Source organism: Mycobacteroides chelonae CCUG 47445 (assembly GCF_001632805.1).
Taxonomy (GTDB): Bacteria; Actinomycetota; Actinomycetes; order Mycobacteriales; family Mycobacteriaceae; genus Mycobacterium; species Mycobacterium chelonae.
Window position 1 is genome coordinate 3,040,909 of sequence record NZ_CP007220.1, and the last position, 15,627, is coordinate 3,056,535.

Below are 15,627 nucleotides of genomic sequence, written 5' to 3' on the forward strand. Positions count from 1 at the left end.
ATGTCACCGTGACACGGACGGCATGCACGGTTAGACGAATCGGCGTATTGAGTACACCCATGACCAACGGTCTTCGCGCAAGCGGCTCATCCACGGCAGCAGAAACCCCCACCTACGACCTTGTCGTGATCGGATCGGGCCCCGGCGGCCAGAAGGCCGCCATCGCCGCGGCCAAGCTGGGCAAGTCGGTGGCCGTGGTCGAACGCGACAACATGCTCGGCGGTGTTTGCACCAACACCGGAACCATTCCGTCCAAGACACTGCGTGAGGCCGTCCTCTACCTGACCGGCATGAACCAGCGCGAGCTCTATGGCGCGAGCTACCGGGTGAAAGCGAACATCACTCCCGAAGATCTGCTGGCCCGCACCGAACACGTCATCCGTAAGGAAATCGAGGTGGTGCGTTCCCAGCTCCTGCGCAATCGGATCGACCTGATCAGCGGCATCGGACGGTTCGCCGATGAGCACACCGTCGTAGTGGAAGAGCCCTCCCGGGGCGAGCGCACCACACTGCATGCCGAGTACGTCGTGCTGGCCACCGGCACCAAGCCCGCCCGGCCCGCCGGTGTGGCGTTCGACGAACGCCGCGTCCTGGATTCGGACGGCATCCTGGATCTGCGCTTCATCCCCGGATCCATGGTGGTGGTCGGCGCGGGCGTCATCGGAATCGAGTACGCCTCCATGTTCGCCGCCCTGGGCACCAAGGTGACCGTGGTGGAGAAACGCGACTCGATGCTGGACTTCTGCGATCCCGAAGTCGTTGAGGCCCTTCGCTTTCACCTGCGCGACTTGGCCGTGACCTTCCGTTTCGGCGAGGAGGTCACCGCCGTCGACGTCAATGATTCGGGCACCATGACCACATTGGCCAGCGGCAAACAGATCCCCGCGGATACCGTGATGTACTCCGCGGGACGACAGGGGCAGACAGATCAGCTCGACCTCGCCCGGGCCGGGCTGGAGGCCGACAACCGTGGCCGGATCTGGGTTGACGCGAACTTTCAGACCAAGGTCGACCACATCTACGCGGTGGGTGATGTGATCGGCTTCCCCGCGCTGGCGGCCACGTCGATGGATCAGGGCCGCCTCGCGGCCTACCACGCGTTTGGCGAGCCCTCCAAAGGCATGACCGATCTGCAACCGATCGGCATCTATTCGATCCCCGAAGTGTCCTATGTGGGCGCCACCGAAGTTGAACTCACCAAGAACGCGATTCCCTACGAGGTGGGTGTCTCGCGTTATCGCGAGCTGGCGCGCGGTCAGATCGCCGGAGATTCCTACGGAATGCTCAAGCTGCTGGTCTCCACCGAGGACCTCAGGCTGCTCGGCGTGCACATCTTCGGCTCCGATGCCACCGACCTGGTCCACATCGGACAGGCGGTGATGGGCTGCGGCGGCACCGTCGAATACCTGGTCGACGCGGTTTTCAACTACCCGACGTTCTCCGAGGCCTACAAGGTCGCGGCACTCGACGTGATGAACAAGATCCGCGCGCTCAACCAGTTCAAGGCCTGAAGGATTTCGCGCTGGGCGAATGCCGCCCGCATCCGGAATTTGCATCCCGCCTGGGCCGTTGAGGCCATAGGTACATTCGCCGTTTGCCTGCCGGTAAGGGACACTGGTGGGACGAGGACGCGAAGGGAGGCGAATCATGACAAGCAGTAACGACGGGGAGCAGCAGCCGTACAGACCCGATCAGAGTGGCATGTACGAGCTGGAATTCCCGGGCCCACAGCTGGCATCCGCCGATGGGCGCGGTCCGGTTCTGGTGCATGCGTTGCAGGGCTTCTCCGACTCCGGTCACGCCGTGAAACTGGCGGCCGCCCATCTGCGTGACACGCTCGAAAGCGAGTTGGTCGCGTCATTCGCCATCGACGATCTGCTCGACTACCGGTCTCGCCGTCCGGTGATGACGTTCAAGAGCGATCACTTCACCGAGTACGCCACGCCCGAACTCAACCTGTATGCGCTCAAAGACACCAAGGGCACACCGTTCCTGCTGCTGGCCGGGCTTGAGCCAGATCTGAAGTGGGAGCGTTTCGTCACCGCGATCCGGCTGCTGGCCGATCAACTCGGCGTACGCAAGACCATTGGACTGGGCGCGATTCCGATGGCGGTACCGCATACCCGCCCGATCACCCTGACCGCACACGGAAACGACCGCAAGACCCTCGACGAGCACCCGGGCTGGATCGACGAGGTCCAGGTCCCGGGCAGCGCCTCCAACCTGCTGGAGTTCCGTCTGGCCCAGCACGGCCACGATGTGGTCGGCTTCGCCGTCCACGTTCCCCATTACCTGGCACAGACCGACTACCCGGAGGCCTCGCAACGCCTGCTGGAAGAAGTCGCCAGGACCGGCGATCTGGATCTGGATCTGCAGGCGCTTACCGAGGCAGCCGGCAAGGTGCGCAACCAGATCAACGAGCAGGTGGAAGGCAGCGAAGAGGTCGCTCAGGTGGTCCAGGCACTGGAACGCCAGTACGACGCCTTCGTCGCGGCGCAGGAGAATCGCTCGTTGCTGGCACGGGACGAGGAGCTTCCCAGCGGTGACGAACTGGCCGGAGAGTTCGAGCGTTTCCTCGCTGAACAGGCCAAGTTCGGCGAGGATCCGTCCGGCGATGGGCCTGTTCTCTAAGCCTGTTGTCCGCTCGCCGCGCCAAATTTGCGGCGAAGGGTCAAAATACTTGACATGAATCCTCCGCCGCGGCTCCTGCATCCAGTGCCGGATACTGAGCACACCGAGGGTGCTGATGTCGGCGACAATGCCGAATCGGCCACCGACGCATCGACGCGTCCGCGGATGGCGTTCCGCACCATCCACGGGTACCGGCGCGCCTTTCGAATCGCGGGATCGGGACCCGCACTCCTGCTCATCCACGGTATCGGCGACAACTCCGCGACATGGGACAGCGTGCACGCGCAGCTCGCCGAGCATTTCACTGTGATCGCCCCGGATCTGCTGGGGCACGGCCAGTCGGATAAACCACGCGCCGACTACTCGGTGGCGGCCTACGCCAATGGCATGCGGGACTTGCTGGCCGTGCTGGACATCGAAAGGGTCACCGTCGTCGGGCATTCGCTGGGCGGCGGCGTTGCGATGCAGTTCACCTACCAGTTCCCCCACCTGGTAGAGCGCCTGATCCTGGTCGCGCCGGGCGGGGTGACCAAAGACGTCAACATCGTATTGCGTTGTGCGTCAATGCCCGTCATCGGAGATGCGATCGGCCTGCTCAGACTACCGCTGGCCATGCCGATGATCCGGCTGACCGGCGCAATAGCCGGCGCGACGTTGGGACGGGCCGGAATGGGCCGCGACATCCCCGACGTCCTGCGGGTTCTCGCCGACCTGCCCGAGCCCCGGGCCTCGGCCGCGTTCACCCGGACGTTGCGCGCCGTGGTGGATTGGCGCGGCCAGGTGGTCACCATGCTGGACCGATGTTATTTGACCGAGTCCGTTCCCGTGCAGTTGATTTGGGGTAGCGACGACCTAGTGATCCCGGTTAGCCACGGACATTTCGCCCATGCGGCCATGCCCGGCTCGACACTAGAGATCTTCGAGCACTCCGGGCATTTCCCCTTCCACGACGACCCCGATCGTTTCATCAGCATCGTTCGCCAATTCATCGCCTCCACCGAGCCCGCCGAATACGACGAGAATGAGTTGCGCCGACTGTTGCGCACCGGCATCACCGAGCACACGATCAGTGGGGCCGCACGGACCCGGATGGCGGTGCTCGACGCCATGGGCACCGACGAGCGCAGCGCCACCTAGCCACGAGAGCTGAAGCGGTACCGGAAGATTGCGCAGTTCACGGGGTATCCCCGGTGCGCGGCGCGCGCGCGACGTAGAGTCGACGCATGAGTGTTGATGTCGCGGTTGTTCGCGTATTCACCGACGAGACAGGCAACTTCGGTAATCCCCTGGGGATCGTCAATGGCGCCGACGTCGCAGCGTCGGCACGCCAGGAGGTCGCCACCCGGTTGGGTTTCAGCGAAACAGTTTTCGTCGATCTTCCCGCCGAAGGATCGAACACCGCACATCTGCGGATATTCACCCCGGCCGCCGAGCTGCCCTTCGCCGGACATCCGACAGTCGGATTGGCGTGGTGGCTGCGTGAACGCGGGACACCGGTCAACACCCTCCAAGTTCCCGCGGGCGTGCTCCAGGTGAGCTACGACGACCGCACGTGGATACGCGCCCGATCCGAGTGGTCACCCGAGACCGATTTCCACGAGCTGGACTCCCCCAGCGATGTGGATGCTGCCGATCCCTCCGACTACGCCGACGAGTTACTGCACTGCGTGTGGGCGTGGCAGGACCGTAACGCGAGTCTGGTGCGATCGCGGGTGTTCGCGTTCGACCTGGGCGTCAACGAGGACGAAGCAACTGGTTCGGTGGCGGCACGGATGACCGACCTGTTGAGCCGTGATCTGATCGTCAATCAGGGCAAGGGTTCACAGATTCTCACGCAATGGAGCCCGGAGGGCTGGGTGACTATCGGTGGCCATGTCGTCGCCGATCAGTCACTGACGTTGGACTAGTGACGCACGGCACCGCCATCTGGGTCTAGGACCCTGTCGGCGCGTCCCGGTGCGCGCGCAATGCGGCGATCTCGCGTTCGAAGTCCTCGGCGGAGCTGAATCCGCGATACACCGAGGCGAAACGCAGGTACGCGACCTCGTCCAGGTCGCGAAGCGGGCCAAGGATGGCCAGGCCCACCTCATTGCTGGGGATTTCCGGGGATCCGGCGGCCCTGACGGCATCCTCGACTTGCTGAGCAAGCAGATTCAGCGCGTCGTCGTCGACGTCGCGACCCTGACAGGCACGGCGTACGCCCTTGATGACCTTGTCGCGACTGAACGGCTCGGTGACACCGCTGCGCTTCACAACAGCGAGCACAGCGGTCTCGACGGTGGTGAAACGACGGCCGCACTCCGGGCACGATCGACGTCGCCGTATCGCCTGACCCTCATCCGCCTCACGGGAATCGACCACACGCGAGTCTGGATGCCGGCAGAACGGACAGTGCATTACTGCTCCTTCGCCGGTTCTGGACTCCAAGTCGTTGGGCTGGGTGAGCTGACGCACAGCGCAACGCGCCCAGACCGGTGTCGAGGATACCCGTGCTCCCGCACGTTCGAAGGTCACGCCCGTTCGCCGATCAGCCGACCGGAGAAACAAGTGTCTGACCGGCTTGCACTGTCGCCGAATCGAGTTCATTGAGTTCACGGATCTTGGACACCACCGCCGAGCGCGGCGCGCCCGGTGCGACACGCGAGGCCACATCAGCCAGGGTCTCTCCGGGCGCGACCTGGACAACCGCCACGCGGTCGGGCACGTCAACTCCCCCGATTCCGGCGGCGCTGACCTGGCCGAGCATCAACAGCCACATGGTGGCCACGGCGGCACCCACCGAGACAACGATGGTGGCCTTAAGGCTCACCGGGCTCCGACGATGCACCCGATGCGGCACCGACGAGACTCGGATGCCGTTACCCCGGTAGGCAACTGGCCGGCCGGAAGGCCTCCGGTAGGCGACGGTGCGCACCGGCAGCGCCCGGCGCTGGGTGAGCGGATATTGGGCGCTGTACGCGCGCGCCTGCGGGGCGCACTCGCGTGATGCGTGCTCGGCGGTGCGAAGACGCGGCGTGGTGAGAACGTTTGTGCTCATCTGTATGCCCTTCCTGTCCTGTCGATCGGTAAGCCCGTTCGCTCTTATGTTCGAATGTACTCGATCATGTGTTCGATGTCCGAACATGTGATCGATTTGTAGCATCCGCCACCGACAAGCGGCCCTGACCAGCGCCGACACTCCATTTGATCGAGCCGCCGGCCACCTTTGACGACACGCATCGAACACATGTTTGATAAATGTCGTCGACAGGTCTAGATTCGGGCCCATGAGCGATACACCCAGCAAGGGACCCGCCACCGGTTCACTGACCGAGCGCCAGCGGACCATCCTGGAGGTCATCCGCGCATCGGTGAATGAACGGGGCTACCCCCCGAGCATCCGCGAAATCGGAGACGCCGTCGGGCTTACCTCGACGTCGTCGGTCGCCCATCAACTACGCACCCTCGAACAGAAGGGCTTCCTGCGGCGTGATCCGAATCGTCCACGCGCCGTTGATGTTCGGGGAATCGATGATTCCCACTCCCCATCGGCCACCACCGACGTGGTGGGCTCGGGCGATCTGCCGGAGCCCACGTTCGTGCCCGTGCTGGGGCGGATCGCCGCCGGTGGCCCCATCCTGGCCGAGGAGGCCGTTGAGGATGTGTTCCCGCTCCCCCGCGAACTCGTCGGCGAGGGATCGCTGTTCCTGCTCAAGGTCGTCGGCGAATCGATGATCGACGCCGCGATCTGCGATGGCGACTGGGTGGTGGTCCGCCAGCAGAACGTCGCCGACAACGGCGACATCGTGGCAGCGATGATCGATGGTGAGGCGACCGTCAAGACATTCAAGCGGACGACGGGTCAGGTGTGGCTGATGCCGCACAACCCGCTGTTCGAGCCCATCCCCGGCAACGACGCCGCCATCCTCGGCAAGGTCGTCACCGTCATCCGCAAAGTCTAGGCCGACCCGGGCGGCGGCCCGGGCGCAGAAGCATCGTCGCTGGACGTTAAGAAGAGCTGGAAGTGTGCCACGTCGTGCCAGCTACCCAGCTTGTAACCGATGCGTCGATACAGCGCCACCTGTTCGAATCCCATTGCCAGGTGTAGTTTTTCGCTCGCCAGATTAGGCACTACGACAACGGCCAGCACCGTGCGATAGCCGAGGGAGCGCAACCGCTCCAACAGAGCCGCGTACAACTGACGACCCGCTCCGCGCTGCCGGCGCGCACCATCGACATACACGCTCACTTCGCAAGCCCACTGATAGGCCGTGCGCGACTTCCACGGCACCGCATAGGCATACCCGAGAATCTCTCCGGCGTCCTCAGCGACTAGCCAGGCATGGCGGTGAGCCGCCGTCTGGATGCGTTCGGCAAGAACGACATCCGACGGCGGCACCTCCTCGAACGAAATAGCCGTGTCGGTGACATACGGCGCATAGATCGCTGCGCACGCGGCCGCGTCGGCGGCCGTGGCGTCACGAATACGCATCCGCGACTAGAGCGAACGCCCGATGATCTCCTTCATGATCTCGGTGGTTCCGCCATAGATCGTCTGGATACGAGAGTCCATGTAGGCACGTGCCACCGGGTATTCACGCATGAAGCCGTAACCACCGTGCAGCTGCAGGCAGCGGTCGATCAGGTGAACCTGCTTCTCGGTGCTGTACCACTTGGCCATCGCGGCCTGCTCGACGGTCAGCTCCTTCTTGTTGAGCAAGGTGATGAACTCATCGACCATGATCCGGATCACCGTGGCATCGGTCGCGAGCTCGGCGAGCAGGAAGCGGCTGTTCTGGAAGCTCTTGATCGGCTTGCCGAACGCCTTGCGCTCGGTCGTGTACTCGATGGTCGCCTCAAGCATGGTTTCCATGGCAGCCGCGGCCACGACGGCGATCGACATGCGCTCCTGCGGCAGGTTCTGCATCAGGTAAACGAAGCCCTGGCCCTCTTCACCCAGCAGGTTGGCGGCGGGCACCCGGACATCGGTGAAGGACAGCTCAGCGGTGTCCTGCGCGTCCAGGCCCATCTTGTCGAGCTTGCGGCCGCGCTCAAAGCCCTCCATGCCGCGCTCTACGACGATGAGGCTGAAGCCCAGCGCACCCTTCTCGGGGTCGGTCTGTGCGACCACGATCACCAGGTCGGCATTGATGCCGTTGGTGATGAAGGTCTTCGCGCCATTGAGAATGTAATGATCGCCGTCCTTGACCGCGCGGGTCTTGATGCCCTGCAGGTCACTACCGGTGCCCGGCTCGGTCATGGCGATGGCCGTGATCAGCTCACCGGAACAGAATCCCGGGAACCAGCGGGCCTTCTGCTCGTCGTTGGCCAGATCCCTGAAGTACGGGCCCGCGACATCGTTGTGCAGGGTGAAGCCGATACCCGACTGACGGGCCTTGGTGATCTCTTCACCGATGATGGCGTTGTAGCGGAAATCCACGAGTCCGCCGCCGCCGAACTCCTCGGGCATGTCAGTGCCCAAAAAGCCCTGCTTGCCGGCCTCGACCCACAGCGAGCGGTCGACGATCTTGTTCTCGTCCCACTCCTCCCGGTAAGGCTCTGCATGCCGTTCCAGGAAGGTCTTGAACGACTCGCGGAACAGTTCGTGCTCGGGTTCGAAGATGGTGCGTTTGAACTTAACGGCGCCGGCCATGATCACCTTCCGGTTTGGATTTACGTACTTGGCAGAATGTATACCAACCCACTGGTCGGTTGGTACTCGCCTACCCGGTTTCGACGGACAGAAAGCCTAGGCTGATTGGGGTGACCAGGCTGGCGCTTTCACATACCCACTGGGGTGCATTCACGCCCGAGGTCCGCGACGGCGAAGTGATCGGTGTCACACCCATCCCGACGGATCTGGACCCTTCCCCGCTGCTGCAGAACATTCCCGGTTCGATCCGCCACCAGGCCCGGGTAACCGCGCCGTCGGTGCGGCGCGGCTGGCTGCGGGACGGGCCCGGCCCCAGTACCGCCCGCGGCTCGGACGAGTACGTGGAGGTGTCCTGGGATGAGCTCACCGAACTACTGGCCGATGAGCTACGACGCATCGTCGATACCCACGGCAATGAAGCCATCTACGGCGGCTCGTACGGCTGGGCCAGCGCGGGACGATTCCATCACGCTCAGAGTCAGGTGCACCGGTTCCTGAAACTGCTCGGCGGGTACACCTTTTCGCGCCATTCGTACAGCCTGGGCGCCACCGGCGTCATCATGCCGCACGTGGTCGGCACCCACGATGGGCTCTTCAAGAGGTCGACGTCATGGGATGTCATCGTCGAGAACACCGATCTGTTGGTGTCATTCGGCGGAATCGCCTTGAAGAACACCGGTGTCAACCATGGCGGCACCACCGCACATCCGGCACGTGCCGCCCTCGACAAGTTCCGCGCCCGCGGTGGCCGCATCGTCTCGTTCAGTCCGTTGCGCGATGACATCGACGGCGAATGCGAATGGCATGCGCCCGTTCCCGGCACCGATGTCGCGGTCATGCTCGCGCTGGCCCATGTGCTGGCCGTGGAGGGGCTCGCAGACCTGACGTTCCTGAGCACTTATTGCACCGGCTACGAGCGGTTCGAACGCTATCTGCTGGGCCTCGACGACGGTGTGCCCAAGAGCCCGGAATGGGCCGCGAGCATCAGCGATCTGGAAGCCGACGAGCTGCGGACACTGGCACGGCGCATGGCCGCCGGACGCACCCTGGTCACGGTCAGCTGGTCGCTACAGCGAGTACGCCACGGCGAGCAGGCGCCCTGGATGGGGCTCACCCTGGCCGCCATGCTCGGTCAGATCGGTGTTCCCGGAGGCGGTTTCGGCCACGGTTATGGATCGATGAACGAGGCCGGACTGGCCCCGATCAACTGCCCACTGCCCACCTTCCCGCAGGGGCCAAACCCGGTGACGACATTCATTCCGGTGGCAGCCATCAGCGAGCTGCTCCTGCGGCCCGGTGAGACGCTGGCCTACAACGGTCAAACGCTCACGCTGCCGGACATCAAATGCGTCTACTGGGCAGGCGGCAACCCATTCCACCATCATCAGAACCTGCCGCGGCTGCGCCGCGGCCTGGCGCGCGTCGACACCGTCGTGGTGCACGATCCGGTGTGGACGGCAATGGCCAAGCACGCCGATATCGTGGTGCCGTCCACCACCAGCCTGGAACGCGACGACTTCTCCGGGAGCCGCAATGACCCACTGCTGGTGGCCATGAAGGCCGCAGCGCCGCCATACGCCAACTCTCGCGACGACTACACGACGTTCTCGGCTCTGGCCGACAGGCTCGGGTTCGGCGGGCAATTCACGGAGGGACGCACCGCCGCACAGTGGCTTCGCCACCTGTACACCGAATGGGCCGGGGCCCGGGACTTCCCGGTGCCATCTTTCGATGAGTTCTGGGAGCGCGGCTACCTGCAGCTGCCCACCGATCCGGGCCTGACTCTGCTGTCCGATTTCCGGGACAACCCGGACACGCACCCGCTGCACACCCCGAGCGGGCGCATCGAGATCTTCTCGGAAACCATCGACGGATTCGGATACGCCGACTGCGGTGGCCACCCACAGTGGTACGAGCCCACCGAATGGCTGAACGGAGAACGCGCCCAAAGCTTCCCGCTACACCTCATCGCCAACCAGCCCCGCACGCGGCTGCACAGCCAGCTCGATTTCGGTGGCACTAGCCAACGCTCGAAGGTTCGGGGACGCGAACCCATCCGCATACACCCGACCGACGCCACCGAACGCGGTATCGCCGATGGTGACGTGGTGCGGGTGTTCAACGACCGGGGCACCTGCCTGGCGGGCGCTGTTCTCGACGAGGGCTTGCGGCGCCACGTGGTGCAGCTGTCCACCGGGGCATGGTTCGATCCGATCGATCCGGCCGACCCCGATTCGCCCTGCGCACACGGGAACCCGAACGTACTCACCGACGACGCAGGCACCTCGTCGCTGGCTCAGGGCTGCACCGGTCAGCACGTGCTCGTGCAGATCGAACGGTTCGAGGGCACACCGCCGCCCGTGCGTGCGTACATCCCGCCGCGTCTTGTCGAGCGCGACTAGAACCGCTACTTCAGTTCCAGCAGGCTGGCGGCCAGCGCCTGCGGCACTCTCGCGATCACCCGTGTGCCGGCCGCGAGGTGCTCGGTGGATTGCACATGCCCGTCGGTATGGATCCGGGCCACCAGATCACCACGCTCATAAGGGACCACCACGTCGACGGGCACATCTCCACGGGGCACCGTCTCGGCGAGCGCCTCGCGCAGCGTGGCAACGCCGTCGCCGGTGTGCGCCGACACGAACAGCGCCTTGGGCAGCGCACGACGCAACTGCGCCAGGGCAAGATCACTGGCCGCGTCGATCTTGTTGATCACCAACAGCTCCGGTGCCGCCGACGAATCGTGATCCGCGACGACGTCGCTGATGACCGCACGCACCGCTTCGATCTGGGCCAGCGGCGCCACGTCCGAGCCGTCCACCACATGGACAAGCAGGTCGGCGTCGGCCACCTCCTCCAGAGTGGACCGGAACGCCTCGACCAACTGGGTGGGTAGGTGCCGTACGAAACCGACGGTGTCCGTGATGACGAATTCGCGTCCGTCGTCGAACGTTCCGCGGCGCGTTGTCGGTTCGAGTGTTGCGAACAGTGCGTCCTGGACCAGCACCCCGGCTCCGGTGATCGCATTCAGCAGGCTCGACTTACCGGCATTGGTGTAACCGACAATGGCGATCGAGGGCACATCGCTTTCGAGCCGACGGCTGCGCTTGGTGTCACGCACCTTCTTCATGTCGCGGATCTCGCGACGCAGCCTGGACATGCGCTCACGGATTCGGCGCCGATCGGTCTCGATCTTCGTCTCACCGGGGCCGCGGGTACCCACGCCGCCACCGGCACCTCCGGCGCGACCACCGGCCTGACGAGACATGGATTCACCCCAGCCGCGCAGTCGCGGCAGCATGTATTCCATCTGTGCCAAAGACACCTGCGCCTTGCCTTCGCGGCTGGTGGCGTGTTGGGCGAAGATATCCAGAATCAGCGCGGTGCGATCGATGACCTTGACCTTCACCGCTTTCTCCAGGGCCACCAGCTGCGCCGGGCTGAGCTCGCCGTCGCAGATCACGGTGTCGGCACCGGTGGCCAGTACGATCTCCCGTAGCTCTATCGCCTTGCCAGAGCCGATATACGTTGCCGGATCAGGCTTTTGGCGACGTTGAATCAGACCTTCGAGCACCTCGGATCCTGCGGTTTCGGCCAGCGCGGCGAGTTCGGCCATGCTGGCGTCGGCCTCCTGGGAGGTCCCGTCGGTCCAGACACCCACCAGCACAACCCGTTCCAGGCGCAGCTGCCGGTACTCGACCTCGGTGACGTCGGCAAGTTCGGTGGAGAGCCCCGCCACACGTTTGAGTGCCGCGCGGTCTTCGAGGGCGAGTTCGCCATCGGTGGGTGTCTGATAGGACGTCGAATTCATGTCTCTGCTGTCTACTCTTCGCGCGAGTCGCTCGTCGCGCACCGATGCTCCCACCGGTGGCTCATCGATCGCATCCGAATTATCCGCAGGAGCCAATGCCGCCCCACCATTCGTCGGAAATCTCGCCGTCGGCCAACAGCATCGAAGGCCCACGCAGGAAGCTGGACTCGGCGGTGACCGTCACCCGAACCTGTCCGCCCGGGATGTTGACGACGATCTCGCCGGTCGACTGCCCGAGATGACGCAGCGCCGCATAGGCGGCCGCCACGGTTCCCGTTCCGCAGGAACGTGTCTCACCGACACCGCGCTCGTGGACCCGCATGTGCACCGCACCGACGGCAGCGTCCGTGCCGTTCACGGGGGCCGTGAGCACCTCGATGTTCACCCCGTCGGGGAACAGGACCTCGTCAAAGCTGACCTGGGCACCCACGTCGAGCATGCGGAGATCCTCAACGGTCAGATCCGGGTCCACACACGCCAGATGCGGATTGCCCACGTCGATGGCCAGTCCGGAGAACCGCCGACCGCCAACACTTGCCTCGCCGGCGCCGAATTCCTTCACCGGCCCCATGTCGACGGTCACATCGGCCGTGAGCTGGCTCCAGGAGTTGATACGTACCGGCCGGGGCCCGGCAAGGGATGCGACCACGAACTCGTCCCGGTGTTCCAGCCCCACCGAACGCAGGTAGTGCGCGAATACCCGCACGCCGTTACCGCACATCTCCGCGACGGAACCGTCCGCATTGCGGTAGTCCATGAACCAGTCTTCGCTGCTCACTCCGGCAGGCTTCTCCTCCAGCACCCCACCCTCGAGGGCAGCGCCCACGGTGGTCACGCGCAGCACGCCATCGGCGCCCAGGCCGCGTTGCCGATCGCATAACGCCTGGACGGCGGCCACCGTCAGATCCCGCTTGGTGTGGATGTCGGGCAACACCACGAAGTCGTTCTGGGTGCCGTGGCCCTTGGTGAACTTCACGTATTCGAGGATAGGCGCCACCGCGACTCAATTTCGCCGCAGAGTGCCGCTGCATCGCCGCCGTCGCCCGCGAGCCACATGATGCGGTGATCGCGACCGAACCACGATCGCTGACGACGCACGTAGCGCCGGGTGCCGATGAACGTCAGTTCCCGCGCCTGCGACAGATCATCGGAGCCTCCCCCGGCGTCCAAAGCCGCGATCACCTGGGCATATCCGATGGCCCGTGACGCGGTCACGCCCTCGCGCAATCCGGCGTCGAGCAGCTGCTCGACCTCGGCGACAAACCCCTGCTCGAACATCAGGTCGGTACGCCGCGCGATCCGCTCATCGAGTTTCGAGGTCTCCCAGTCCAATCCGACGATCAGGGTGTCCCAGCGCGGGGCCCCGATGGTGGGTGCCGACGCCGCGAACGGCTGCCCGGTGAGCTCGATCACCTCCAGTGCCCGCACCGTGCGGCGCCCGTCGGTGGGCAAGATGATGGCCGCCGCCGCCGGGTCGCGCACGGCGAGTTCGGCGTGCAGCGCAGCGACTCCGATCTCCGCCAGCCGCTGCTCCCAGCGGGCCCGCACCTGAGCATCGGTCGCCGGAAACGCCCAATCATCAAGCAACGCTTGGATGTACATCATCGATCCGCCGACGATCACGGGCACATGCCCGCTCGCCAACAAAGTGTCGATGGCCGCGACGGCCTCCTGCTGATAGGTCGCGACGGTGGCGGTCTCGGTCACCTCGAGCACATCGAGCATGTGATGGGGAATGCCCCTGCGGTCGGCCGTAGGCACCTTGGCCGTGCCGATATCCATGCCGCGGTACAGCTGCATGGCGTCGGCGTTGACGATCTCGCCACCCAGTCGCTCGGCGATATCCAATGCGAGTGCCGACTTGCCTGTAGCCGTGGGGCCGATGACCGCAATGGGCCGCATCACGACACCTGCCAGGTGCCCGCGAAGTACCCGACCCCGTACGGGGAGCCCTGGTAGAGACACTGAGCTTGGACCTGATCCGACCCCACCAATCCGCCAAGCACCCGGTAGGCGGAGCCCCCGGTGATGACATCCGATACGCGGTGCAACGCGGCCGTGTCCCCCTGGGTGAGCGCATCGACAAGGTCCTGCTGCGCGGCACCGGACTCGGGCCGGTATCCCCCGGGCGCCTTGTCGGTGAGGGTGTTGGCGCCGTCGGCGATGACGAGCACACCCGGAGGCGTCGGCATCGCGCGGATCTCGTCGCGCAATGCCCGCCCGATGGCGGCGCCATCCATGCCCGAGACCAGTCGCGCCTCCACCGCAGCGGCTGGCACCTGCGCCCGCAGCCATCCGGCGATGAGCACCGGCAGTGGGAGTTGGATGGGTCCGGAGATCGTCGAAGACAGCGAAACATGCACGTCAACCCCGTATCCGGCGAATGTGCCCGATACTTCGCTGCCATACCGTCCGTCCCCTGCCCCAATAGCTATCCACCGTGTGGGCAGACTTCGCACCGCGATGATGGCGGCCTCGCGCAGCTCGGCGGTTTCCTGGGCAGCCGCTCCGCCCAGCTCAGGCACCAGCAGCGGGGTCGACGGGCAGATCGCTATCGAAAGAGCCACGGCGTTAGGAAACCTTCGGGGTCGTCGGTGGCGTATTTCCGGTCGTTTCACTGACCCGCGCCTGCAGGACCGCCTCGCTGCGCGCCAGTGCCGCCGTCGCAGCAACCATGATCACCACTGCGAACACGAGCATCATGGCGCCAAAGGTATTGGTGCGAAACGATTCACCCAGTACCAAGATGCCCAGCAACGAGGCGACCACGGGCTCGGTCACCGTCATCGTGGGTAGCGAGGCCACCAAGGTCCCGGCGTGGAAGGCGGACTGCTGGAGCGCCACCCCGGTAATGCCCACGGCCGCCAGCGCGTAGCTCTCTGGGTTGATCAACAGGCTGACGATGCCGTGGCCAAGCGAATCGACAACACCTTTGGTGAGAACGGCCATCAGTCCCCACATGATCCCCGACGCCACCGCCAGCAGCACCGCCCGACGCGGCCCGGGCCACCGCCGAGCGCCCTCCAGACACAGCAGCGTGACGGGTCCGATGACGGCGGCAACCTGTATCCACAACTGCGGTGTGGCATGTGGCATGCCGGCCACCGGGTTGCCCACCGACACCACCACGGAGATGGCGCCGGCAAGCAGAATCGCGGCTCCCCACTGGTATCCGGTAACCCTGCGTTTGGCCCACCGCGACTCGATGACCAGCGCGAACAGCAACGAGGAAACCATGATCGTCTGCACCAGCACAACCGAGCCCACACCGAGCGCGGCAGCCTGCAGCCCGAAGCCCACCAGGCTGATCAGCGTGCCCAGCCACCAGGGCCAATGCCGCAATAACGTGGTGATGGGACCCAACGCGCCGATATCATCGGCGGGCACGGCGTGAGCGGTGCGCTGGTGGATGACATCGCCGAACGCGACAGCCGCGGCGGCTCCGACGGCGAGTGCCGACGCGATATCCGCCTGGGACATCGCGGCCTCCTTGCGGAATCATCTGGCATATGTTCGCCCGTGCGGCGATGACACCTGTTTGAATGAACGGTGTAGT

At 64.9% G+C, this 15,627-nt stretch carries 15 protein-coding genes; 6 read left to right on the forward strand and 9 right to left on the reverse strand.

The genetic code is table 11. The features are described from left to right. Positions 1-59: 59 nt before the first annotated feature. The 4 genes from sthA (at position 60) to BB28_RS14950 (ending at position 4,538) form a co-directional block, all read left to right on the forward strand. Positions 60-1,511 carry a Si-specific NAD(P)(+) transhydrogenase gene (gene sthA / locus BB28_RS14935; protein WP_046254068.1) on the forward strand — a complete coding sequence of 484 codons (1,452 nt, stop codon included), beginning with the start codon at positions 60-62 and terminating at the stop codon, positions 1,509-1,511. Between the two features lie 136 nt (positions 1,512-1,647). After that, positions 1,648-2,631 (forward strand): proteasome assembly chaperone family protein, encoded by a 984-nt coding sequence (locus BB28_RS14940; RefSeq protein ID WP_046254069.1) that lies wholly within the window; start codon positions 1,648-1,650, stop codon positions 2,629-2,631. Between the two features lie 54 nt (positions 2,632-2,685). Continuing rightward, positions 2,686-3,768: an alpha/beta fold hydrolase gene (locus BB28_RS14945; RefSeq protein WP_109550697.1), complete on the forward strand. Its 1,083-nt coding sequence runs from the start codon at positions 2,686-2,688 to the stop codon at positions 3,766-3,768. Positions 3,769-3,854: 86 nt separating this feature from the next. Beyond that, the gene (locus BB28_RS14950) at positions 3,855-4,538 is read left to right on the forward strand and encodes a PhzF family phenazine biosynthesis protein (protein WP_046254070.1); all 684 of its coding nucleotides are present in this window, start codon (positions 3,855-3,857) and stop codon (positions 4,536-4,538) included. Positions 4,539-4,563: 25 nt separating this feature from the next. Here BB28_RS14950 and nrdR read toward each other — a convergent pair whose 3' ends face one another. Beyond that, entirely contained in the window at positions 4,564-5,028 is a 465-nt protein-coding gene (gene nrdR, locus BB28_RS14955; RefSeq protein WP_030093814.1) for a transcriptional regulator NrdR, read from the reverse strand. 130 nt (positions 5,029-5,158) lie between these two features. Further along, positions 5,159-5,668 carry a LysM peptidoglycan-binding domain-containing protein gene (locus BB28_RS14960; RefSeq protein ID WP_046254071.1) on the reverse strand — a complete coding sequence of 170 codons (510 nt, stop codon included), beginning with the start codon at positions 5,666-5,668 and terminating at the stop codon, positions 5,159-5,161. A gap of 229 nt (positions 5,669-5,897) precedes the next feature. Here BB28_RS14960 and lexA point away from each other — a divergent pair, with 229 nt between their 5' ends. Further along, positions 5,898-6,572, forward strand: a complete 675-nt coding sequence (gene lexA / locus BB28_RS14965) for a transcriptional repressor LexA (protein WP_046254072.1) — start codon at positions 5,898-5,900, stop codon at positions 6,570-6,572. Here the strand turns inward: lexA and BB28_RS14970 are convergent. Both BB28_RS14970 and BB28_RS14975 read right to left on the reverse strand, forming a co-directional pair. After that, a complete protein-coding gene (locus tag BB28_RS14970; protein ID WP_046254073.1) occupies positions 6,569-7,102 on the reverse strand; it encodes a GNAT family N-acetyltransferase in 534 nt (177 codons plus the stop codon). The genes lexA and BB28_RS14970 overlap by 4 nt on opposite strands. Before the next feature lie 6 nt (positions 7,103-7,108). Beyond that, on the reverse strand, positions 7,109-8,263 hold the full coding sequence (locus BB28_RS14975) for an acyl-CoA dehydrogenase family protein (RefSeq protein ID WP_046255857.1): 1,155 nt from the start codon (positions 8,261-8,263) through the stop codon (positions 7,109-7,111). Positions 8,264-8,373: 110 nt separating this feature from the next. On the opposite strand from BB28_RS14975, the gene BB28_RS14980 reads away from it, so the two are divergent. Further along, positions 8,374-10,665, forward strand: coding sequence for a molybdopterin-dependent oxidoreductase (locus tag BB28_RS14980; protein ID WP_046254074.1), 2,292 nt, complete (start codon positions 8,374-8,376; stop codon positions 10,663-10,665). A gap of 5 nt (positions 10,666-10,670) precedes the next feature. Here BB28_RS14980 and hflX read toward each other — a convergent pair whose 3' ends face one another. From hflX to BB28_RS15005, 5 genes are all read right to left on the reverse strand, one after another. Next, positions 10,671-12,071, reverse strand: coding sequence for a GTPase HflX (gene hflX, locus BB28_RS14985; RefSeq protein WP_046254075.1), 1,401 nt, complete (start codon positions 12,069-12,071; stop codon positions 10,671-10,673). A 79-nt stretch (positions 12,072-12,150) separates the two neighbouring features. Further along, positions 12,151-13,047 carry a diaminopimelate epimerase gene (gene dapF / locus BB28_RS14990; RefSeq protein ID WP_046254076.1) on the reverse strand — a complete coding sequence of 299 codons (897 nt, stop codon included), beginning with the start codon at positions 13,045-13,047 and terminating at the stop codon, positions 12,151-12,153. Continuing rightward, positions 13,044-13,973 (reverse strand): tRNA (adenosine(37)-N6)-dimethylallyltransferase MiaA, encoded by a 930-nt coding sequence (gene miaA / locus BB28_RS14995; RefSeq protein WP_046254077.1) that lies wholly within the window; start codon positions 13,971-13,973, stop codon positions 13,044-13,046. Before miaA ends, dapF begins: the two co-directional genes overlap by 4 nt. Then, a complete protein-coding gene (locus tag BB28_RS15000; RefSeq protein WP_046254078.1) occupies positions 13,973-14,638 on the reverse strand; it encodes a class III extradiol ring-cleavage dioxygenase family protein in 666 nt (221 codons plus the stop codon). The genes miaA and BB28_RS15000 overlap by 1 nt, the downstream gene beginning before the upstream one ends. A 4-nt stretch (positions 14,639-14,642) precedes the next feature. Continuing rightward, a complete protein-coding gene (locus BB28_RS15005; RefSeq protein WP_046254079.1) occupies positions 14,643-15,551 on the reverse strand; it encodes a DMT family transporter in 909 nt (302 codons plus the stop codon). Positions 15,552-15,627 lie beyond the last annotated feature (76 nt).

Excerpts from the sequence above, each read along its gene's own strand:
- sthA (WP_046254068.1), top strand. The coding sequence starts at position 60 with ATGACCAACGGTCTTCGCGCAAGCGGCTCATCCACGGCAGCAGAAACC.
- BB28_RS14940 (WP_046254069.1), top strand. The coding sequence starts at position 1,648 with ATGACAAGCAGTAACGACGGGGAGCAGCAGCCGTACAGACCCGATCAG.
- BB28_RS14945 (WP_109550697.1), top strand. The coding sequence starts at position 2,686 with ATGAATCCTCCGCCGCGGCTCCTGCATCCAGTGCCGGATACTGAGCAC.
- BB28_RS14950 (WP_046254070.1), top strand. The coding sequence starts at position 3,855 with ATGAGTGTTGATGTCGCGGTTGTTCGCGTATTCACCGACGAGACAGGC.
- nrdR (WP_030093814.1), bottom strand. The coding sequence starts at position 5,028 with ATGCACTGTCCGTTCTGCCGGCATCCAGACTCGCGTGTGGTCGATTCC.
- BB28_RS14960 (WP_046254071.1), bottom strand. The coding sequence starts at position 5,668 with ATGAGCACAAACGTTCTCACCACGCCGCGTCTTCGCACCGCCGAGCAC.
- lexA (WP_046254072.1), top strand. The coding sequence starts at position 5,898 with ATGAGCGATACACCCAGCAAGGGACCCGCCACCGGTTCACTGACCGAG.
- BB28_RS14970 (WP_046254073.1), bottom strand. The coding sequence starts at position 7,102 with ATGCGTATTCGTGACGCCACGGCCGCCGACGCGGCCGCGTGCGCAGCG.
- BB28_RS14975 (WP_046255857.1), bottom strand. The coding sequence starts at position 8,263 with ATGGCCGGCGCCGTTAAGTTCAAACGCACCATCTTCGAACCCGAGCAC.
- hflX (WP_046254075.1), bottom strand. The coding sequence starts at position 12,071 with ATGAATTCGACGTCCTATCAGACACCCACCGATGGCGAACTCGCCCTC.
- miaA (WP_046254077.1), bottom strand. The coding sequence starts at position 13,973 with ATGCGGCCCATTGCGGTCATCGGCCCCACGGCTACAGGCAAGTCGGCA.
- BB28_RS15005 (WP_046254079.1), bottom strand. The coding sequence starts at position 15,551 with ATGTCCCAGGCGGATATCGCGTCGGCACTCGCCGTCGGAGCCGCCGCG.